Below are 19548 nucleotides of genomic sequence, written 5' to 3' on the forward strand. Positions count from 1 at the left end.
GAACTACCAAGCCTAGGAGATCTCTTGCGCGTCGGCGTGTGCCGAATGAACAAGCCTCTCCGCAGTTGCAAGGGCCGCTCGGGCATCGATCCCGGTACCGTCGGCACCGACTTCGCCGACCATGGCGGGGTTTTCGTTGATGACCCGGCCGCCGACCAAAACCGCGATCTCCGGATTGGCCGACACACCGCGCATCGCCTTGATCAGATTGGCGAGCGCCGAACTGGGACAGTCGCGGGCGATCGTGAGCCCGACAAGGTCGTAATGGCGCCGCGACAGGCGATCGAGCAATTCGCGCCGCTCGGGCTTGACCAGCGCCTCGCTCTCCCAACCGGCGCGGCCGAAGACTTCCTCGATCATGAGCGTCCCGAAGGAATGTACGTCGCCCGGCATGGCCGAGAACAGCGCGACCTTGCGTTCGAGCGCGACGACGGGGGGCTCGGCGGGCGTGCGCATCGCGACTTCCCGCATCACCTCCTGCAGGCGCCACAGCCCCATCGTCACATCGATGAAGTCGCATTCGTCGCGGTCCCACATCTCGCCGAGAGCGCGGGCGGAGGGGGCGAGCAGGTCGAGATAGATCGCGTCGACGCTAATGCCCTTCTCGAGAAAACGCTCGATCTCTTCGAGCAGGCCATCAGCTTCCAGTTCAAGCGGGAGGACGGCAAATCGGGCGGCATCGGCGGGCTCGATCTCACGCGGGCGCTCGTCTTGCGCGACCGCGTCGCGGCCCGAAGAATGCGCCATCATGAGGCGCGGTATGATCTCGCCCTCGATGATCGTGTTGATGGCGTCGCCCGATCGCGAGTCGCCCCCAGGTCCTTCACCCTTGCCCTTGCGCCGATCGCGGTAAAGGGGATTGGTGATCACCTTTCTCAAGGCCGCCGAGCTGGCACCAAAAACGCCGGCGCTTTTCATTGTTGCCATCTTCTGACCCTCCCAAACTCCCGGTGAGGATCCGATTTGCGGATCCTTCCCCTGCCGGGAACGGCGCGGATCGCGTCGCCGCCGATATGTTGCGGTGATCCTCTCCCGACCCCCTGCATCGGCGACTCCGAGACCTACGCCGTTTTCGGCATTTCCGCAAACAGGCTCTGACAGGACCTGTCCAATGTCAACAAAAATGAACGTCCAATTTGGTTGACACCCCTTGGGCAATGGGCATAGTCTCCAATCTCGAAAGCAAAGGCTGTTGGATAGGATGACTCGGAAGCAACAACCCTCCCCTGCCAGACCCACGCCCCTCGCGGCGCAGGCTCAAGAGCGTGAGGGAAACAAGCGCGGGCTCTACACCCCGGAAGAGCGCCAGCGCCGTGACGAGTCGCCCTGGACGATCGTCCAGGGCGTGCTGGCCCCACTGCAATTCCTCGTATTCCTGGTGAGCCTCGGCCTTGTGATCCGCACTCTCATGACGGGCGAAGGCGCTTTCGCGGCGGATGTCTCCATCGTGATCAAGACATTCGTCCTCTACACCATCATGGTGACCGGTGCGATCTGGGAGAAGGTCGTGTTCGGGAAGTATCTCTTCGCCGACGCCTTCTTCTGGGAAGATGTCTTTTCGATGCTCGTCATCGCCTTGCACACGGCCTATCTCGTGATGCTTCTCGGCGACTACGGCACGCTCGACCAGCGCATGCTCGTGGCGCTTGCCGCCTATGCGACCTATGTCGTGAACGCGGTTCAGTTCCTGCTCAAGCTGCGCGCCGCCCGGCTCCAGGCGGAAGCGGAAGAGGCGGCCGAAGCAGCCGTCGCAAAGGCGGTGGCCGCATGAGCGAGACCACCATCCTTTCCGGCTGCGACTCGGCCCCTGCAACCAGCGAGGACTCGGTCCGCCCGGTCCTGCGCGAACGCGGCCAGCGCGAGGTGTTCTGCGGGCTGACCGGAATCGTCTGGCTCCACCGCAAGATGCAGGATGCCTTCTTCCTCGTCGTCGGTTCGCGTACCTGCGCCCACCTGCTGCAGTCCGCCGCGGGCGTGATGATCTTCGCCGAGCCGCGGTTCGCCACGGCGATCATGGAAGAACGCGACCTCGCCGGCATGGTCGATGCGCAGGACGAGCTCGACCGGGTGGTCGATCGCCTGCTTGCGCGCCGCCCCGATATCAAGACGCTGTTCCTTGTCGGATCCTGCCCGTCGGAGGTCATCAAGCTCGACCTCGCCAAGGCAGCCGAGCGCCTGGGCAAGCAGTACATGCCGCGCGTGCGGATCCTCAACTACTCGGGCAGCGGGATCGAGACGACCTTCACGCAAGGCGAGGATGCCTGCCTGGCCGCGCTCGTCCCTGAAATGCCGCGCGCGAAGCCGGATGCGGAGAAGCAGCTGCTCCTCGTCGGCTCGCTTCCCGACATCGTCGAGGACCAGTTCCTGCGCCTGTTCGACCAGATGGGCATCGACAATGTCCGCGCCCTGCCTGCGCGCGACTCGCGCGATCTGCCTCCAGTCGGTCCGAACACGCGCTACCTGCTTGCCCAGCCTTTCCTGTCGGACACGGCGATGGCGCTCGAGGATCGCGGCGCGGTGCGACTCGACGCGATGTTCCCCTTCGGTGCGGAAGGCACGACCGACTGGCTCGCGGCCGCCGCGCGCGAATTCCTTGTGGATAACGACCTGTTCGAAAAGGTCACGACCCCGGGCCGGGAACGGGCGCGCAAGGCGATGGCGCATCTGCGCGAGCAGCTCGAGGGCAGGCGGATCAGCTTCCTGCCCGATTCGCAGCTCGAAGTGCCTCTCGCCCGGTTCCTCACGACCGAGCTGGGCATGATCCCCGTCGAGGTCGGAACGCCCTATCTCCACCGCGCCCATTGCGCACGCGATCTTGCTCGCATTCCCGAGTCGGCCCGGATCAGCGAGGGCCAGCACGTCGACCGTCAGCTCGACCGCGTGCGCGAGGATCGGCCAGACCTGACGGTCTGCGGCCTCGGCCTCGCCAATCCGCTCGAAGCCGAGGGACTGTCGACCAAGTGGGCGATCGAACTCGTCTTCTCGCCGATCCACGGTTTCGACCAGGCTGGCGATCTCGCCGAGCTCTTCGCCCGGCCGCTGCGCCGCCGCGACAGGCTGGAGGTGTAGGGATGCAGCTGTCGGTCTGGACATATGAAGGCCCGCCCCATGTCGGCGCGATGCGCATTGCGACTGCGATGAAGGGGCTGCATTACGTCCTGCACGCACCGCAGGGCGACACCTATGCCGACCTGCTGTTCACCATGATCGAGCGGCGCAACCACCGCCCGCCGGTGACCTACACCACCTTCGAGGCGCGCGACCTCGGCAAGGATACCGCCGAACTGTTCCAGGAGGCCGCGCGCGATGCCGCCGCCCGGTTCAAGCCGCAGGCGATGATCGTCGGCGCGTCCTGCACCGCCGAACTGATCCAGGACGATCCGGCCGGCCTTGCCGAGGCGATGGACCTGCCCTGCCCGGCAATCGCGCTCGAACTGCCGAGCTATCAGCGCAAGGAAAACTGGGGCGCGGCCGAGACGTTCTACCAGATCGTGCGGGGCCTTGCCCGGCGCGACCTTGAACGCAGCCCGCGCGAAGGGCGGCCCGCCAAGGCCAACATCCTTGGGCCCTGCGCGCTCGGTTTCCGTCACCGCGACGATCTCGTCGAAATCCACAAGATTCTCGATCAGCTCGGCGTCGAGGTGAACCTCGTCGCCCCGCTGGGCGCCACCCCCGCCGACATAACCCGCATCGGCGAGGCGGATTTCAACATCGTCCTCTATCCCGAGATCGCTGACGAAGCGGCCCGCTGGCTCGAACGCACTTTCGGCCAGCCCGCAGTTCGCAGCGTCCCTATCGGCGTAGGCGCCACGCGCGCCTTCATCGCCGAAGTCGCCGAGTTGGCAGGTGCAGATCCCACGCCTGCCCTCGGCGACACCCAATCCCGCATGCCGTGGTGGAGCAAATCGGTCGATTCGACCTATCTCACCGGCAAGCGCGTCTTCATCTTCGGAGACGCAACCCACGCCGTTGCCGCCGCGCGGATCGCGCGCGACGAGCTTGGCTTCGAAGTCTGCGGCCTTGGCTGCTACAATCGCGAATTCGCCCGCGACATTCGCGCCGCCGCGCGCGACCACGGCATTGAACCGCTGATCACCGACGATCATCTCGAAGTCGAGGACGCGATCGCCGAGGCGGCGCCCGAACTTGTGCTCGGCACGCAGATGGAGCGCCACATCGCGAAACGGCTGGGAATGCCGTGTGCGGTGATCTCGGCCCCGGTCCATGTCCAGGATTTCCCGGCAAGGCACAGCCCGCAAATGGGCTTCGAAGGCGCGAACGTGATTTTCGATACCTGGGTGCACCCTCTCGTCATGGGGCTGGAAGAACACCTGCTCACCATGTTCCGCGAGGATTTCGAATTCTCCGACGAAGCCGGGCCGAGCCACCACGCCGCGCACAGCCCGTCGCCTGCGCGCATCCCGGTCCATGACGAACCGGCGTCGGCCGAAGCCCGGGTTCCGACAAGAACCGACGGCGACGTCGCGCTGGCTGAGCCGCAGGTCAGCGAAGCTCGCGTGGAAGGCTGGACCGACGAGGCGGAGCGCGAGCTCAAGAAGATACCGTTTTTCGTGCGCGGGAAGGCCCGCCGAAACACCGAAGCGTTCGCAAGGGATCACGATCGCTGGCCGATTGACGTTGAAACCCTCTACGAAGCGAAGGCGCATTATGCACGGTAAGGCTCCAACACCGCGGGCGCAGGCGCCCAGTAAGCTGCGCATGAATTCCCCGGTACGCGTGACCATCGTCACGCTCGACAACCACCTGAAAGGCGCGGTTGACCGGGCGGGCCAGGCGCTGTGCGAGGACAATATCCACCTCTCGCTTCACGCCGCAGCGGACTGGGAGCGCGACGGCGAACATCTTGCCGCCTGCAAGAAGGCGATCGCCGAGGCCGATATCGTCATCGTCACGATGCTTTTCATCGATGACCAGGTCCGCGCGATACTGCCCGATCTCGAGGCGCGCCGCGAGGAATGCGACGCGATGGTCTGCCTGATGTCGGCGGGCGAGATCGTTCGCCTCACGCGCATGGGCAGCTACCGCATGGATGCGCCTGCAAAGGGGCCGATGGCGCTGCTCAAGAAACTGCGCGGATCGGGCAAGAAAGGCGCGAGTTCGGGCGAAGGCCAGATGAAAGTGCTGCGCCGCCTGCCGAAGATCCTGAAATTCATTCCCGGCACGGCGCAGGACGTGCGGGCCTATTTCCTCACGCTGCAATACTGGCTGGCGGGCTCTGACGAGAATGTGGAGCAGATGGTCCGCGCCCTGATCGACCGCTATGCCGCCGGAGATCGCATGGCGCGGCGCGGCACGACCAAGGCCGAAGCCCCGCTCGAATATCCCGAGATCGGTGTCTATCACCCGCGCACCAAGCAGCGCATTTCCGAAAGCCTGCGCCTGCTGCCTCCCGGCGGCGGGGAGAACGGCACGGTCGGGCTGATCCTCCTGCGCTCCTACCTGCTGGGCCGCGACAGCCATCATTACGATGGCGCGATCAAGGCCTTCGAGGACGCCGGGCTCAAGGTCGTTCCAGTGTTCGCCAGCGGGCTCGACGCGCGCCCCGCGATCGAGAAGTTCTTCATGGACCGCGACGGTCGGCCCACCGTCGATGCGATCGTCAACCTGACAGGCTTTTCGCTCGTCGGCGGCCCGGCCTATGCCGATGCCGAGGCCGCGCGCAAGGTTCTGGGCGACCTCGACATGCCCTATCTCGCCGCCCATGCGATCGAATTCCAGTCGATCGAGGAATGGCGCAAGGGCGAACAGGGTTTGATGCCGCTCGAAGCGACGCTGATGGTGGCGCTGCCCGAACTCGACGGCGCGATCGTGCCGAGCGTCTTCGGCGGGCGTGCAGGCGAAGGCGGCGATTGCTGCATGGGCTGCGAACGGCAATGCCAGCGTCCGGCTTCGGAAAAGCTGCGCCCGATGCAGGGTTGCCCCGAGCGCGCCGAAGCCCTCGCCGAACGCACGATCAAGCTGATCCGCAACCGCCGCTCGCAGCGTGCCGAGCGCAAGGTCGCGGTCGTGCTGTTCAACTTCCCGCCGAACGCGGGTGCGACCGGCACGGCGGCCTTCCTGTCGGTCTACGAATCGCTCCACGCGACCCTCACCCGGATGAAGGCCGAAGGCTACACTGTCGACGTGCCGGAAACGGTCGACGACCTGCGCACCGCGATCCTCGAAGGCAATGCCGACCTCTATGGCGCCGATGCCAATGTCGCCGCGCGCATTCCTGCCGACGACCACGTCGCCCGCGAGAAATACCTCGCAGAGATCGAGGCCGCCTGGGGCCCCGCCCCCGGCAAGCAGCAGAGCGATGGCACTCACATCCAGGTGCTCGGCGCCATGTTCGGCAATGTCTTCGTCGGCATCCAGCCCGCCTTCGGATACGAGGGCGATCCGATGCGGCTGCTGTTCGAGGGAGGCTTTGCTCCGACCCACGCTTTCAGCGCCTTCTACCGCTGGATCCGCGAGGATTTCGGGGCGCACAGTGTGCTTCATTTCGGCACCCACGGCGCTCTCGAATTCATGCCCGGCAAGCAGACCGGTATGTCGAGCTCCTGCTGGCCGGAACGCCTGATCGGCGACCTGCCGAATTTTTATCTCTACGCCGCCAACAATCCGTCGGAAGGCATGCTGGCGAAGCGCCGTTCGGCTGCAACCCTGGTGAGCTACATGACCCCGCCGCTGGCGCAGGCCGGGCTCTACACGGGGCTTTCCGAGCTGAAAGCGAGCGTCGAACGCTGGCGCGCCACCGGCAGCAGCGCCGACGACGAACAGGAACGCGAGGAGCTCGCTGCAATCATCGCCGAGCAGTGCGACGCGCTCGACATCGAATGCGGCGCAATCGAAACGCTCAGCGAGCGGCTCTACGAGCTCGAAGAAGCGCTTATCCCGCACGGGCTCCATGTCCTCGGACGCAATCCGCACGGGTCTGAGCGAGAGGAAATGCTCGATGCCATGGTCGAGGCCGCACTCATGGCCGATGCTGGCATCGACCGAGGCGCTCTCGGCGAGCAGCTCGATTCTTCCGACGAACTCACTGCGCTGATCAATGCGCTCGACGGCGGCTATGTCCCGCCTGCACCGGGCGGCGACATCGTCGCCAATCCCGAGGTCCTGCCGACGGGCCGCAACATTCACGGCTTCGACCCCTTCCTCATGCCGACGCGCTATGCCTGCATGCAGGGATCCGAACAGGCCGAGCGGCTGATCAAACGTCATGTCGATGGTGGTCAGCCCTTCCCGGAAAGCATCGCCATGGTGCTCTGGGGGACGGACAACCTGAAGAGCGAGGGCACCCAGATCGCACAGGCGCTGACCCTGATGGGCGCGCGGCCGCGGCGCGACAGCTATGGAAGGCTCGCCGGGGCGGAACTGATCCCGATCGAGGAACTCGGCCGCCCGCGGATCGACGTTGTGGCGACGCTTTCGGGCATTTTCCGCGACCTGCTCCCGATGCAGACCCGGATGCTCGCCGAAGCCGCGCTGCTCGCCAGCCAGGCTGACGAGCCGATCGAGCAGAATTTCGTTCGCAAGCACACGCTCGCCCAGATGGAAAAGATGGGCTGCGACCTCGAGACGGCCGCGCTGCGCGTGTTCTCGAATGCGGAAGGCGCCTATGGGGCGAATGTCAACCAGATGATCGACGGCGGCGCCTGGACCGATCCGGACGAACTCGCCAATGCCTTCGAGGTCAACAAGGGCTTTGCCTACGGTGTCAAAGGCGCCCCGGTCCAGCAGCGCGATCTGCTCCAGAGCGTGCTGGCCGATGTCGATTTCACCTACCAGAACCTCGAAAGCGTCGAAGTCGGGATCAACGACGTCGATCAGTATGTCGACGGGCTCGGCGGGGTCACGCGCTCGGTCGCCAAGGCCAAGGGGTCCGAGGCCCCGGTCTATATCCTCGATGCGACGCGCGGGAACACCAAGGTGCGCACGCTCGCCGAACAGATCGACTTCGAGGCGCGGACCCGTACGCTCAACCCGAAATGGTTCGAGGGCCTGCTCGATCACGGTTACGAGGGCGTACGCGCGATCGAGGGCCATGTGAACGCCACCTTCGGCTGGTCCGCCACCACCGGGCAGGTCGCGCCCTGGGTCTACCAGAAGATCAGCGAGACCTTTGTCCTCGACGAGGACATGCGTCGCCGCCTTTCCGAACTGAACCCGAAAAGTTCCGCGCGGGTCGCGGGTCGCCTGCTCGAAGCCTGCGACCGCAACCTGTGGGAGCCCGACGAGGAAACGCTCGCCGCCCTGCGTGAGGCGAGTGACGAGCTCGAAGACCGCCTTGAAGGCGTCTTTGTGGCCGAATGAGAGACAAAGGGATATTGTCGATATGAACCTTCACAACCCCAAATCCAGCTTCGCCCCGCCCGACGGGGAAGGCTCGGTCCAGGTCCAGATGGACCCGCGCGACGAGATCAAGGGCGCGAAGGTGTTCGCGGTCTACGGCAAGGGCGGGATCGGCAAGTCGACCACCTCGTCGAACCTGTCGGCGGCGTTCTCAAAGCTGGGACACCGCGTGCTGCAGATCGGCTGCGATCCCAAGCACGACAGCACCTTCACCCTGACCAAGAAGCTCATGCCGACGGTCATCGACGTGCTTGAGACGGTCGAGTTCCATTCCGAGGAGCTGCGTCCGGACGATTACATGTTCGAAGGCTATAACGGTGTCATGTGCGTCGAGGCGGGCGGTCCGCCGGCGGGCACGGGCTGCGGCGGCTATGTGGTCGGCCAGACGGTGAAGCTTCTGAAACAGCACCACCTGCTCGAAGATACCGATGTCGTGATTTTCGACGTGCTCGGCGACGTGGTGTGCGGCGGCTTCGCAGCACCCCTCCAGCACGCCGAACGCGCCCTGGTGGTGGCCGCGAACGATTTCGACAGCATCTTCGCGATGAACCGGATCGTCGCCGCAATCGGGGCCAAGTCCAAGAATTACGAGGTGCGGCTTGCCGGAGTGGTCGCCAATCGCAGCCGCGAGACCGATGAGATCGACCGTTTCTGCGACAAGATCGGCATGGAGCGACTCGCCCATTTCCGCGATGTCGACGCGATCCGTCGCTCGCGTCTCAAGAAATGCACCCTCTTCGAAATGGAGGACAGCCCCGAGGTCGAGCAGGCGCGCAGCGAATATCTGCGCCTTGCGCAAGATCTCTGGGACGGCCGCGAACCGCAGGTGGCCACTCCGATGAAGGACCGTGAAATCTTCGACTTTCTGGGATTTGAATGATGGCTACACGTTCCCCCCTTCCCTTCGAGGCGAGCCCCTATGCCGAACGGCGCGAGGCGCTTGCCAACTATTTCGACAGCACGGCGCGTCAGGCCTGGATCGACCTTACCTCCGACACGAAGGTGAGCGGCATCCGTGCGACGGTGCGGGCGGGCCGCGACGAGATGAGGAACACCCTGCTTTCATGGCTGCCCGATGACCTCAGGCGCACCCGCATTCTCGATGCGGGCTGCGGGACCGGGGCGCTCTCGATCGAGGCGGCCTGCCGCGGGGCGGAAGTGACCGGCATCGATGTCGCAGCCGGACTGGTCGATGTTGCGCGAGAGCGCACGCCGTCCTTCATCGGGCATGGCCGGATCCGCTGGATGGCAGGGGACATGCTCGATCCCGAGCTGGGCAGTTTCGCCCATGTGGTCGCGATGGATTCGCTGATCCATTACTCGCCCGAGGACCTGGCAGACGCGCTGGCCCAGCTCGCCGAGCGCTGCACGAAATCGATCCTGTTCACCTTCGCCCCGCGCACCAGGCTGCTCGGCGCGATGCACGAGATCGGCAAGGTCTTTCCGAAGAGCGATCGCTCGCCCGCGATCGTCCCCGTGCGCGAGGCCGAGGTGCGCGAGCGCCTTTCCCGCCTGCACGGCTGGTCGATCGGCCGCACGAAGCGGGTGCAGAGCGGATTCTACACCTCGCAGGCGCTCGAACTGGTGAGGCACGGATGAACCAGCGCCCTCGCCTTGCCGACACCTGGACGCAGGTCGCGGTCCGTTATCTGCCCTTTGCGGATGCGGCCAGCCCTGACCTGCCGCTCGGGCGGCTTCTGCGGCTGTCGCTGTTCCAGGTGAGTGTGGGGATGGCGATGGTGCTGCTCAACGGCACGCTCAACCGGGTGATGATCGTCGAGATCGGCACGCCCACATGGCTCGTCGCGCTGCTGATCGCGGTGCCGCTGCTGGTCGCGCCGTTCCGCGCGCTGATCGGACACAAGTCGGACACGCACCGCTCTTTTCTCGGCTGGCGCCGCGTGCCCTATATCTGGGCAGGAACGCTCGCCCAGTTTGGCGGGCTGGCGATCATGCCTTTCGCCCTCCTGCTGCTGGGCAAGCCGGAAGCCTTCAATCTCGGCATGATCGCTGCGGCCGTCGCCTTCCTGATGACCGGGGCTGGTTTCCATATCACCCAAACGGCCGGGCTGGCGCTGGCAACCGACCTTGCGAGCGAGGAAAAGCGCCCGCGCGCGGTTGCGCTGCTCTATGTCATGCTGCTGGTCGGCATGATGTTCGCCGCCTTCGTGATCGGCGGCGTGCTGATGGATTTCACCGCAACGAAGCTGGTCCAGGTCATCCAGGGCTGCGCGGTGCTGACGATATTGCTCAATCTCGTTGCGCTCTGGAAACAGGAAGCGCGCGATCCCAATGCGACCGCCCATGACCGCGAGACGCCGGATTTCCGTGAGCTTTGGAATTCTTTCGTTCGCGACGGTCGCAATGCCCGGCTCCTGACCGCCATCGGCATCGGCGCTGCCGGCTTCGCCATGCAGGACGCCCTGCTCGAACCTTATGGGGGTGAGATCCTCGGCCTTTCGGTCGGCTCGACCACCTCGCTGACCGGCGCATGGGCATTCGGCAGCCTGATAGGTTTCATGCTTTCGGGCCGTTCGCTCGGGCTTGGCGGGGATCCGCTGCGGCTTGCGGGTGTCGGGCTTGTCACGGGGGTAGTGGCCTTCCTTTTCGTGGTCTTCGCCGCCCCCTTCGGTTCGCCTTCCATGCTGTTCCTTGGTGCCTTCGCGATCGGTGTCGGGCTCGGCCTGTTCTCGGTCGGCACGCTGATGGAGGCGATGAACCTTGCCCAAAGCTCCACCGCGGGCCTCGCACTCGGTGCCTGGGGCGCGGTTCAGGCAACGGCCGCGGGCGCGGGTATCGCGCTTGGCGGCGCACTACGCGACGGCGTTTCGGCGCTCGTCATGACCGGCGATGCAGGAGAGGCCATCGCCACGAGGGCGACCGGGTACACCTCGGTCTACCTCCTTGAAATCCTGCTGCTTCTGGCAGGCCTCGCCGCGATCGGGCCGCTTGTCGGCCGGGGTCGCACTCGAACCCTCGATACCGGGGAGCGCCCGGGCCGTCCGTTCGGCCTGCGCGAATTTCCGACATGATCAACCAGGAAACTGAGGGGCCCCAATCCGGTCGCACTCTGCATGAGAGGAACGTGAAATGAACAACACCTACATAGTCGGAACGCTCGACGTCGCTGAGCTTTCCTTTCTGCTCTTCTTCGTCTTTTTCATCGCTCTCGTGGTCTATCTGAACCGCGAAAGCCGCCGCGAAGGTTATCCGGTGGAGGACGAACAGACCGGGAGGATAGACACCTGGCCGCTCACCCAGGGTGAAAAGAAGGTCTTCAACCTGCCGCACGGGCGCGGGGTCTATGTTCCCGAGGACGTGCCGCGCGACGACATCAACATTCCCGCCGTCCAGTCGTTCAATGCCGCCGGAGCCCCGTGGGTTCCGACCGGCAACGCCATGAAAGACGGGCTCGGACCGGCCGCCTATGCCAAGCGCGCCGATTATCCCGATCTCACCCATGATGGACGCCCGCGTATCGTGCCGATCGAGAACAGCCATGAACTGTCGGTCTCGCCCAACGACCCGGCGCTGATCGGTTGGCCCGTCATCGCAGCCGACAAGAAGGTCGCGGGCAAGGTCAGCGACATCTGGGTCGACCAGTCCGAGCACATCATTCGCTATCTCGAAGTCGAGACTAATGCGGGCGACAAGGTGCTTGCACCGATGTTCGTCTGCGCGGTCCAGAAGAAGGGCTTCTTCGACGACCTGCCCGAACAGGTCGAAATTTCGGCAATCACTTCCGAGCAATTCGCGGATGTTCCGCGGCTCGACACACCCGGCCAGGTCACTCGCTACGAAGAGGACAAGATCATGGCCTATTATGGCGGCGGCTACATGTACGCGACGCCGGAAAGGGCTGAACCGTGGATTTGAACACCAAGACCGTATCCGAGGCTGATCCGCAGCTGCACGCAAAGCCGCGCTTCGATCCGCCCGAGCTGGAAAACGCCGGACCCACCGCCCACGGCGACCCCATGGGGACCCCGGCGGCGGACGAACGGATCCTGTGGAAAGGCCGGCCCGACATGCGCGTGCTTGCACGGACCGCTTTCCACACCCGCAGTGTCGCCATCTATTTCGTGGCTCTCGTGGGGGTTTCGCTCGCCATGGGCAATTTCCAGAGCGCCGCGATCATCGCCGCGCTCGGCGTTGCGGGGCTCGGCGTGCTTAACCTGCTCGCCTGGCTGAGTGTGCGCAGCACGCTCTACATCCTTACCGATACGCGTCTCATCATGCGCATCGGCATGGCGATCGAGACGCGCATCAACGTGCCGCTCAAGCAGATCAGCGCGGCGCATCTCAAGCCGCGCGGCAAGGACCACGGCGATATTGCGGTGGAACTTAAGGGCGACAGGCTGCTCGGCTATCTGCTGATGTGGCCGCATGTCCGCCCCTTCCGCCTCGCTCGGCCCGAGCCGATGCTGCGCGGTATCGCCGAACCGGAAAAGGTCGCGCGAATGCTCGCCGATGCGCGTGCCGAACACGGCGCGATCGAGAGAAATTTGACCGAGATCAAGGAAGCGGGCAGCACGACGGCTAGGCCGGTAAACGGCGCGGCCGTGCATGCGACCTCCGGTGCTTCGCCCGCAGAGACGAAGACGATGTCGGACAATGGCCTGGAAGGAGCTCCTGCATGATCGTTCGCACCTATGAAGAGGACGAAATCACCGTCCACCGCGTTCCCCTGATGCTGATGGGCGGCCTCGTCGCCATCAGTCTCGCGATGACCGCTTCGGTGACGCTCGGCTTCTTCGAGCGGACCTCGGATCCGGTCGTGAACCGCGCCGAAGAAGGAACCCAGGCGACTGCAACACGCCAGCTCCATTTCTTCGACGAGGCGGACGGATCGGTCCGGGTCGAGGACGCGGCAAGCGGCGCCGAAGTCGCGCGCTTCGGCGTAGGCCATGGCGGCTTCGTACGCTCGACCGTGCGCAGCCTCGTTCATCAGCGCCGCATCCGCGGCATCGGTGCGGAAGTGCCCTTCGAGCTGGTCGAATGGGACAATGGCAATCTCACCCTGCGCGACGAGACGACGGGCAGCACGCTCGAACTCGATTATTTCGGCAAGGACAATCGCAGGGTCTTCGCCGAAATGCTCGAGGGGGTGAAGTGATGGCCAGCCACCCGATAGACGATCACGCAGCGATCCGCACAGTGCCGACCGCGAAACGGTTCGACATTCCCTGCACGATCACGGTCGAGCAGAGCTCACGGCATTTCCACGCGCATGTCGAGCTTGCCGGCGACGTTGAGCTTGAGCCGGGTGACAAGGTCCGGGTCCACGGGTCTCCGATCGCCATCCCCTTTGGCCAGAGCGCCGTGTTCGAACGCACCGCGACCGTCACCCGTGCGGGCCCCCTCGCCCGGGCGCTGACCCGGATCGCGGCCTATTTCGACCTCAGGGAACTCTACGAGGTCAGCTTCAACCCCGGGAGGATCAAATGAACGCCTACAAGCCGATGACCAGCGAAGAGGCGATGGATCTCGCCACGCAGGAAACGATGCTGACCCCGCGTTTCTACACCACGGATTACGATGCGCTCGATGCGATCGACGTATCGCCCGTGCGCGAGGAGTGGGACGCGCTGATCGAGGAAATGATTGGCGACCCCAACAAGAAGCATTTCAAACATAACGACAGCTTCGCCGGCGTGATCGAGGGCCTGAACCCCGAACTGCGCAAGGAATTCACCGATTTCATGGTCAGCTCGATGACTTCGGAGTTCTCGGGCTGCGTGCTCTATGCCGAAATCGCCAAGCGCACGAAGAATCCCGACGTGAAGCAGCTCTTCAAGCTGCTTGCGCGGGACGAAAGCCGCCATGCCGGTTTCATCAATGAATGCCTCAAGGACGCGGGTATCGGTGTCGATCTCGGCTATCTGACAAAGACCAAGAAATACACGTTCTTCAAGCCGAAATTCATCTTCTACGCGGTCTATCTGTCGGAGAAGATCGGCTATGCCCGCTACATCACGATCTACCGCCACCTCGCGCGGAACCCGCAGAACAAGTTTCACCCGATCTTCGACTGGTTCCTCGAATGGTGCAATGACGAGTTCCGGCACGGCGAGGCCTTCGCCATGCTGCTGCGCTCTGACCCCAAGCTGCTCCAGGGCGCGAACAAGCTGTGGGTGCGTTTCTTCCTGCTGGCAGTCTATGCGACCATGTATGTGCGCGACCATGCCCGGCCCGCCTTCCACGAGGCGCTGGGCGTCGACCCGACCGAATATGACTACGAGGTGTTCTCGATCTGCAACCAGATCAGCCGTCAGGTCTTCCCGGTCGAGCTCGACACCGACGACCCTGTCTTCCGCCGGAGACTGGAAGCCCTGCGCCTCGCATCCTGCCGGATCGAGGACGGCAAGGAACAGGGCGGTATCGGCGGCCTCGCGAAGCGCGTGAGCGGCATGGCCGGCGCAGGCTGGAACTTCGCACGGCTCTATTTCCACCGCACCAAGCCGAACGCCCTGCCGCAATCGGTCAGGCTGCAGCCCGCATGGTAAGCTGGAGCGGCCATGTTGTCCCGTTCATCGTGACGGTGGCGGTCTGGTTCGTCGCGACGGGTCTCGTCGCGTGGGCCGACAATCGCGAGCGCGCGACCTTTTCGCGCAGCCTCGCTATTGCTGGTGCGGGCGGGATTCTCGGCCTGATCGTGATCCTGATCGCGTCGCAATCGGTTTCGGTGCTGGCCGTTTATGCCGCTTTCATCGGCGCGCTACTCGTCTGGGGCTGGCATGAAATCGGCTTTCTCACCGGAGCCTCGGCCGGCCCGCGGCGGGTACCGATCGCCCCGGGCGTGCGCGGGCTCGAACGGTTCCGCCAGGCGAGCGCGACGGTGATGCATCATGAAGTCGCGCTCGCGCTTACCGCGCTGCTGCTGATATCGCTGTCGTGGAATGCGCCCAACCAGATCGGGGCCACCGTGTTCGTCCTGATGTTAGGCCTGCGCTTGTCGTCCAAGATCAACCTGTTCGTCGGCGTGCCCAATACGACGACGGAGATGCTCCCGCCGCATCTCGATTATCTCAAGACCTATTTCGGCGCGAACCGCATGACGGGACTGCTAGGGGTTTCGATCATGGCGATCACCGCCCTTTCGGCATGGTTCGCGCAGCTGGCGATATCGGCACCGGTGGGCAGCGCACAAATGGTGGGCGCAAGCCTGCTTTTCACGCTGTGCGTGCTGGGCGTTCTGGAGCATGTCTTTCTCGCGCTGCCGTTTCGCGACGGCATGCTGTGGGGCTGGGCCTTGCCCGCGCGCCGCCGCGAAACGGTGATACCCGCGCCAACACCAGCGCCATCCATCCGGAACGACAGAATATAAGAATGCATCAAGAGGGACGACCCATGGACTACGAGGACTATTTCGCCAGTGAACTGGCCGGCGTGCGCGAGGAAGGGCGCTACCGCGTCTTCACCGACATCAAGCGCCACCGTGGACGTTTCCCGCATGCGACGCGTTTCGTGGGCGCCGAGGAAACGCAGGCGGTGACCGTGTGGTGCTCGAACGACTATCTCGGCATGGGCCAGCATCCCAAGGTGCTCGAGGCGATGCATGCGACGCTCGACGAATGCGGCGCAGGAGCCGGTGGCACGCGCAACATCTCGGGCACGAACCATTACCACGTCGAACTCGAGGCCGAACTCGCCGACCTTCACGGCAAGGAAGCGGCGCTTCTGTTCACGAGCGGATATGTCTCTAACTGGGCGGGCATCGGCACGCTTGCCGCGCGAATCCCGAACTGCGTGGTGTTCTCCGACGCGCTCAACCATGCCTCGATGATCGAGGGCATCCGTTATTCGCGCGCACCTTACAAGATTTTCCGCCACAACGATGTCGAGCATCTCGACGAGCTTCTGTCCGATTACGGCCCCGAGGTTCCCAAGCTGGTCGCCTTCGAGAGCGTCTATTCGATGGACGGCGATATCGGGCCGATCTCGGAAATCCTCGATGTCTGCGAGAAGCACGGCGCGATGAGCTACATCGACGAGGTCCACGCCGTCGGCCTTTACGGCCCGCGCGGAGGCGGCATCGCCGAGCGCGAGGGGCTGATGGACCGGATCACCGTGATCGAAGGCACGCTCGGCAAAGCCTTCGGCGTGATGGGCGGCTACATCGCCGCTTCGACCAACCTCGTCGATTTCGTGCGCAGCTTCGCCAGCGGGTTCATCTTCTCGACCGCCCTGCCCCCTGCGGTAGCAGCGGGCGCTGCGGCCAGCATCCGCCACCTCAAGGAAAGCAACGAAGAGCGCGAAAAGCACCAGGAACGGGTCGCGCAGGTGCGGCGCAAGCTCGACATCATGGGCATCCCGCACCTCGCCAATCCGAGCCACATCATCCCGGTCATGGTGGGTGATGCGCACAAGTGCAAAAGGATCAGCGACTGGCTCATGGACAATCACGGCATCTATGTTCAGCCGATCAATTATCCCACAGTGCCGGTCGGGACCGAGCGTTTGCGCCTGACGCCCTCGCCGGTGCACGACGACGGCGACATCGACCGGCTGATCGACGCGCTGTCCGAGATCTGGTCCCAGTGCGAGCTGGCCCGCATGGCGACCGCAGCCTGACGGGATCACCCGTTACCGCCCCGGGGACGGGAGGGGCGACGAAGGAGCGGCAGGTTACGGCCTGCCGCTCCTTTTTCATGTCGAGGGTCCCGTCTTCGGGCCGAGCGACCTCGGACTGCGCCTCGCCCACTGCGACCCGCCGCATCGGTCGGAAAAGCGAGGGGCCGACGTGGCATCCCACGCCGGCCCCTGCCGTTTCGAGCCTTCGATGAAGGTCAAAGCCTTACGAGGAGAGCATGCCCTCGCTCTCGGCCGTTTCGAAGATCTCGTTGAATTCGCGGCCGGCGAGACCCGGATGGCTGACGGCCTTCGCGTCTTCGAGATTGTCGGTCATGCCTTCGCCCTCGACCACGATCATGCCGATCATGCCCGCAGCGTAGTGCGGAATGCACTTGTACCCGTAGACGCCCGGAGTCGGCAGGACGTAGCTGACTTCCTTGTTGATCTCGCCTTCCCAGCCTTCGACGCCGGCGGGGATCATTTCCGCGATCGACGAGGACTGGTGGGTCGGATCGGTCGGGACGAACTTGACCGTGTCGCCCACTGCGGCGGTGATCAGGCGCGGCTTGAAGACCTGCAGGCCGCTGCCATCGGGATCGCGCGTCAGCATCTGGACTTCGTGCACGGTGCCGTTGGCTTCGACCTCGGGAACAGGGGCGACTTCTTCTTCTTCAGCCGCCGCGGTCGTTTCCTCGGCTACCGGTGCGGCTTCGGTTTCCTCGGCCGCCGGAGCTTCGGCGGTTTCCTGGTTGCCGCCGCCGCAGGCCGACAGCGTCACGAGGCTGGCGAGCGCGACAGCGCTCAGGAAATTGGTACGCTTCATGATAGATTTCCCTCTTTGAAACTAAATCCTCCCGCGAGGATGCGGGCATTAAACCAAGTTAAAGGCCATTGAAAGCGGGGGAATGATGCAATTTCACCCTCGCGCCCCCGCGAACCTCAGACCCGACAACGCATGAATCCGAATGCGTTTCCACAGGATTGCCCGCACGCGCTAATGATTGCAAGTCGCAGCGCGGCATTGCCCCGCCGCCGCAAGGCGTTAAACAACGCCCATGGACACGAAATCCCCGCTCCACGCCCGAATCGCGCTCGGCCTTGCGCTGTTCATTCCGCTCTTTCTTGCCGCCAGCGCGCTGGGCACGAAATACGGGGCGTGGGACTGGCAGACCGGGCTCCTCGCCCTGACATTTGGCGGGGGACTGCTGCTCATCGGCCTCGCTCTGCTGCTTGCGATCGTCTCGCTCGTCCTGATCCTTCGCAAGCCCCCGCGCACCGGCTGGCCGCTCGCGCTCGTGGCGCTGCTCATCCCGCTCGCCTTCGTGGGGCTCGGCTTGAGCGCTGCAAGCAAGGGCGCGGCCAACCCGATCCACGATGTCGCCACCGACACCGCCGATCCACCCCAATTCTCTTCCGCAACGCTCGAAGCGCGCGTGCGCGCCGGGGCCAATCCGCTCAACGACTATTCCGTGCCGCTGGGCGAGCTCGACATGTGGCGCGAGGCCGGCATCGAGGACCCGCTCGCCGCGCAGAGCCATGCCGAGGTCATCGCGGCGAACTATCCCGACCTTGAACCGCTTTCCTTTGATGCGCCCCGCGGCGAGGCCCTGGAGGCCGTACGGGAGGCGATGGCGGCCGCCGGGCTCGCCGACATCCGCAAGGATGAAGAGGCCGGCCGGGTCGAAGGCGTCGCCGAAACCTTCTGGTTCGGGTTCAAGGACGATGTCGTCGCGCGCATCGAGGACGGTGAGATCGACCTGCGCTCGGTCAGCCGGGTGGGGCAGAGCGATCTCGGAGCCAATGCCGAGCGCCTGCGCGAACTGCGCGCGGCCATCGCCGAGCGGCTCTGACGCGCGCATCACCGGAAGCGCGCCCACGCCATCGCGCTGCGCTGGAGCACGGTGAGCACGCACAGGGCGGCATAGGCATAGGCGAGCCCTGCGAACCAGCCGGGAAAGACGCACATGGCGATGAACACCGCGATGGTCTCCGCGCCTTCGGCAAGTCCGGTCGAATAGAAGAAGCTCTTCGTCCCGTGCGCCTCGGTTTTCTCACCCTGTTCGGCGGCGATAACGGCGAAGGCAAGGAAGCTTACCCCCGTCAGCACGAAGCTCGCGACCAGCACCAGCGCGGGCAGCGTGTTCGCCTCGGCCAGCACGCCGAAACCGAGCGGGACCGAAACGTAAAAAGCGAAATCGGCAACGATATCGAGATAGCCGCCCAGGGCGCTCGGCCCCCTCGCGCGCGCCACCGCCCCGTCGAGCCCGTCGAGCAGCCGGTTGGCGATGATGAGCGCCAGCCCCGCCCCGATCTCGCCGAAAGCGATCGCCCCCGCCCCCGCAAGGCCGAGCGCAAGGCCCGTCAGCGTCAGGCCGTTCGCTGTCACTCCGACCTGCGCCAGCGCGCGCCCGGCGCGGTTCAGAGGCGGGTCGATCAGCGGGCGGAGCCTGGCGTCGAACACGCGCTCAGCCCCTCGCGAATGCAGGAAAAGGTGACAAAAGTGACACCCTGTAACTTTCCCAACACGGCGGCAAAGTCCTGACTTTAATCATGGCTTTGGCGAAAACCACAGGCGGACGGACAGGGGAAACGGGGCCTTTTCGCAATGCTTCACTC

The 19548-nt window shown here is 64.7% G+C and carries 18 protein-coding genes; 15 read left to right on the forward strand and 3 right to left on the reverse strand.

Going from position 1 to position 19548, the window contains the following annotated elements; all coding sequences use genetic code 11:
* Positions 1-12 precede the first annotated feature (12 nt).
* Complete coding sequence (locus RIB52_RS11870; protein ID WP_350175782.1) at positions 13-927, reverse strand: cobalamin B12-binding domain-containing protein; 915 nt, start codon at positions 925-927, stop codon at positions 13-15.
* Positions 928-1201: 274 nt separating this feature from the next.
* Between RIB52_RS11870 and bchF the strand changes: the two genes are divergently transcribed.
* From bchF to hemA, 14 genes are read left to right on the forward strand one after another with little or no spacing between them, the layout of a single operon-like run.
* Positions 1202-1771, forward strand: a complete 570-nt coding sequence (bchF, locus tag RIB52_RS11875) for a 2-vinyl bacteriochlorophyllide hydratase (RefSeq protein WP_350175784.1) — start codon at positions 1202-1204, stop codon at positions 1769-1771.
* Entirely contained in the window at positions 1768-3069 is a 1302-nt protein-coding gene (locus RIB52_RS11880) for a ferredoxin:protochlorophyllide reductase (ATP-dependent) subunit N (RefSeq protein WP_350175786.1), read from the forward strand. The genes bchF and RIB52_RS11880 overlap by 4 nt, the downstream gene beginning before the upstream one ends.
* A gap of 2 nt (positions 3070-3071) precedes the next feature.
* A complete protein-coding gene (gene bchB, locus RIB52_RS11885) occupies positions 3072-4679 on the forward strand; it encodes a ferredoxin:protochlorophyllide reductase (ATP-dependent) subunit B (protein WP_350175788.1) in 1608 nt (535 codons plus the stop codon).
* Positions 4680-4719: 40 nt separating this feature from the next.
* On the forward strand, positions 4720-8319 hold the full coding sequence (locus tag RIB52_RS11890; RefSeq protein WP_350175790.1) for a magnesium chelatase subunit H: 3600 nt from the start codon (positions 4720-4722) through the stop codon (positions 8317-8319).
* Positions 8320-8341: 22 nt separating this feature from the next.
* Complete coding sequence (bchL, locus tag RIB52_RS11895; protein ID WP_350175792.1) at positions 8342-9238, forward strand: ferredoxin:protochlorophyllide reductase (ATP-dependent) iron-sulfur ATP-binding protein; 897 nt, start codon at positions 8342-8344, stop codon at positions 9236-9238.
* Positions 9238-9957 (forward strand): magnesium protoporphyrin IX methyltransferase, encoded by a 720-nt coding sequence (gene bchM / locus RIB52_RS11900; RefSeq protein ID WP_350175794.1) that lies wholly within the window; start codon positions 9238-9240, stop codon positions 9955-9957. The genes bchL and bchM overlap by 1 nt, the downstream gene beginning before the upstream one ends.
* Positions 9954-11390: a BCD family MFS transporter gene (locus RIB52_RS11905; RefSeq protein ID WP_350175796.1), complete on the forward strand. Its 1437-nt coding sequence runs from the start codon at positions 9954-9956 to the stop codon at positions 11388-11390. The genes bchM and RIB52_RS11905 overlap by 4 nt, the downstream gene beginning before the upstream one ends.
* 58 nt (positions 11391-11448) lie before the next feature.
* Positions 11449-12234: a photosynthetic reaction center subunit H gene (gene puhA / locus RIB52_RS11910; RefSeq protein WP_350175798.1), complete on the forward strand. Its 786-nt coding sequence runs from the start codon at positions 11449-11451 to the stop codon at positions 12232-12234.
* Positions 12225-12998, forward strand: coding sequence for a photosynthetic complex putative assembly protein PuhB (puhB, locus tag RIB52_RS11915; RefSeq protein ID WP_350175800.1), 774 nt, complete (start codon positions 12225-12227; stop codon positions 12996-12998). The genes puhA and puhB overlap by 10 nt, the downstream gene beginning before the upstream one ends.
* Positions 12995-13474: a photosynthetic complex assembly protein PuhC gene (gene puhC / locus RIB52_RS11920; protein WP_350175801.1), complete on the forward strand. Its 480-nt coding sequence runs from the start codon at positions 12995-12997 to the stop codon at positions 13472-13474. Before puhB ends, puhC begins: the two co-directional genes overlap by 4 nt.
* On the forward strand, positions 13474-13806 hold the full coding sequence (locus RIB52_RS11925) for an O2-dependent cyclase accessory protein (protein WP_350175803.1): 333 nt from the start codon (positions 13474-13476) through the stop codon (positions 13804-13806). Before puhC ends, RIB52_RS11925 begins: the two co-directional genes overlap by 1 nt.
* Positions 13803-14864 carry a magnesium-protoporphyrin IX monomethyl ester (oxidative) cyclase gene (gene acsF, locus RIB52_RS11930; protein ID WP_350175805.1) on the forward strand — a complete coding sequence of 354 codons (1062 nt, stop codon included), beginning with the start codon at positions 13803-13805 and terminating at the stop codon, positions 14862-14864. The genes RIB52_RS11925 and acsF overlap by 4 nt, the downstream gene beginning before the upstream one ends.
* Entirely contained in the window at positions 14858-15685 is an 828-nt protein-coding gene (puhE, locus tag RIB52_RS11935; protein WP_350175807.1) for a putative photosynthetic complex assembly protein PuhE, read from the forward strand. The genes acsF and puhE overlap by 7 nt, the downstream gene beginning before the upstream one ends.
* 23 nt (positions 15686-15708) lie before the next feature.
* Positions 15709-16932 (forward strand): 5-aminolevulinate synthase, encoded by a 1224-nt coding sequence (gene hemA / locus RIB52_RS11940; RefSeq protein ID WP_350175809.1) that lies wholly within the window; start codon positions 15709-15711, stop codon positions 16930-16932.
* 223 nt (positions 16933-17155) lie between these two features.
* Here hemA and RIB52_RS11945 read toward each other — a convergent pair whose 3' ends face one another.
* The gene (locus RIB52_RS11945) at positions 17156-17755 is read right to left on the reverse strand and encodes a pseudoazurin (RefSeq protein WP_350175811.1); all 600 of its coding nucleotides are present in this window, start codon (positions 17753-17755) and stop codon (positions 17156-17158) included.
* 232 nt (positions 17756-17987) lie between these two features.
* Between RIB52_RS11945 and RIB52_RS11950 the strand changes: the two genes are divergently transcribed.
* Entirely contained in the window at positions 17988-18782 is a 795-nt protein-coding gene (locus RIB52_RS11950) for a DUF1499 domain-containing protein (protein WP_350175813.1), read from the forward strand.
* Between the two features lie 8 nt (positions 18783-18790).
* Here RIB52_RS11950 and RIB52_RS11955 read toward each other — a convergent pair whose 3' ends face one another.
* A complete protein-coding gene (locus RIB52_RS11955) occupies positions 18791-19393 on the reverse strand; it encodes a CDP-alcohol phosphatidyltransferase family protein (protein WP_350175815.1) in 603 nt (200 codons plus the stop codon).
* Positions 19394-19548 lie beyond the last annotated feature (155 nt).

Origin of the sequence: Erythrobacter sp., from assembly GCF_040217515.1 — a bacterium.
Classification (GTDB): Bacteria; Pseudomonadota; Alphaproteobacteria; order Sphingomonadales; family Sphingomonadaceae; genus Erythrobacter.

Bases quoted from the DNA above. Each gene is read 5' to 3' on its own strand.
- bchM (WP_350175794.1), top strand. From the start codon at position 9,238: ATGGCTACACGTTCCCCCCTTCCCTTCGAGGCGAGCCCCTATGCCGAA.
- RIB52_RS11905 (WP_350175796.1), top strand. From the start codon at position 9,954: ATGAACCAGCGCCCTCGCCTTGCCGACACCTGGACGCAGGTCGCGGTC.
- acsF (WP_350175805.1), top strand. From the start codon at position 13,803: ATGAACGCCTACAAGCCGATGACCAGCGAAGAGGCGATGGATCTCGCC.
- hemA (WP_350175809.1), top strand. From the start codon at position 15,709: ATGGACTACGAGGACTATTTCGCCAGTGAACTGGCCGGCGTGCGCGAG.
- RIB52_RS11870 (WP_350175782.1), bottom strand. From the start codon at position 927: ATGGCAACAATGAAAAGCGCCGGCGTTTTTGGTGCCAGCTCGGCGGCC.
- RIB52_RS11890 (WP_350175790.1), top strand. From the start codon at position 4,720: ATGAATTCCCCGGTACGCGTGACCATCGTCACGCTCGACAACCACCTG.
- bchF (WP_350175784.1), top strand. From the start codon at position 1,202: ATGACTCGGAAGCAACAACCCTCCCCTGCCAGACCCACGCCCCTCGCG.
- RIB52_RS11925 (WP_350175803.1), top strand. From the start codon at position 13,474: ATGGCCAGCCACCCGATAGACGATCACGCAGCGATCCGCACAGTGCCG.
- RIB52_RS11945 (WP_350175811.1), bottom strand. From the start codon at position 17,755: ATGAAGCGTACCAATTTCCTGAGCGCTGTCGCGCTCGCCAGCCTCGTG.
- bchL (WP_350175792.1), top strand. From the start codon at position 8,342: ATGAACCTTCACAACCCCAAATCCAGCTTCGCCCCGCCCGACGGGGAA.
- RIB52_RS11880 (WP_350175786.1), top strand. From the start codon at position 1,768: ATGAGCGAGACCACCATCCTTTCCGGCTGCGACTCGGCCCCTGCAACC.
- puhE (WP_350175807.1), top strand. From the start codon at position 14,858: ATGGTAAGCTGGAGCGGCCATGTTGTCCCGTTCATCGTGACGGTGGCG.
- RIB52_RS11950 (WP_350175813.1), top strand. From the start codon at position 17,988: ATGGACACGAAATCCCCGCTCCACGCCCGAATCGCGCTCGGCCTTGCG.
- puhA (WP_350175798.1), top strand. From the start codon at position 11,449: ATGAACAACACCTACATAGTCGGAACGCTCGACGTCGCTGAGCTTTCC.
- bchB (WP_350175788.1), top strand. From the start codon at position 3,072: ATGCAGCTGTCGGTCTGGACATATGAAGGCCCGCCCCATGTCGGCGCG.
- puhC (WP_350175801.1), top strand. From the start codon at position 12,995: ATGATCGTTCGCACCTATGAAGAGGACGAAATCACCGTCCACCGCGTT.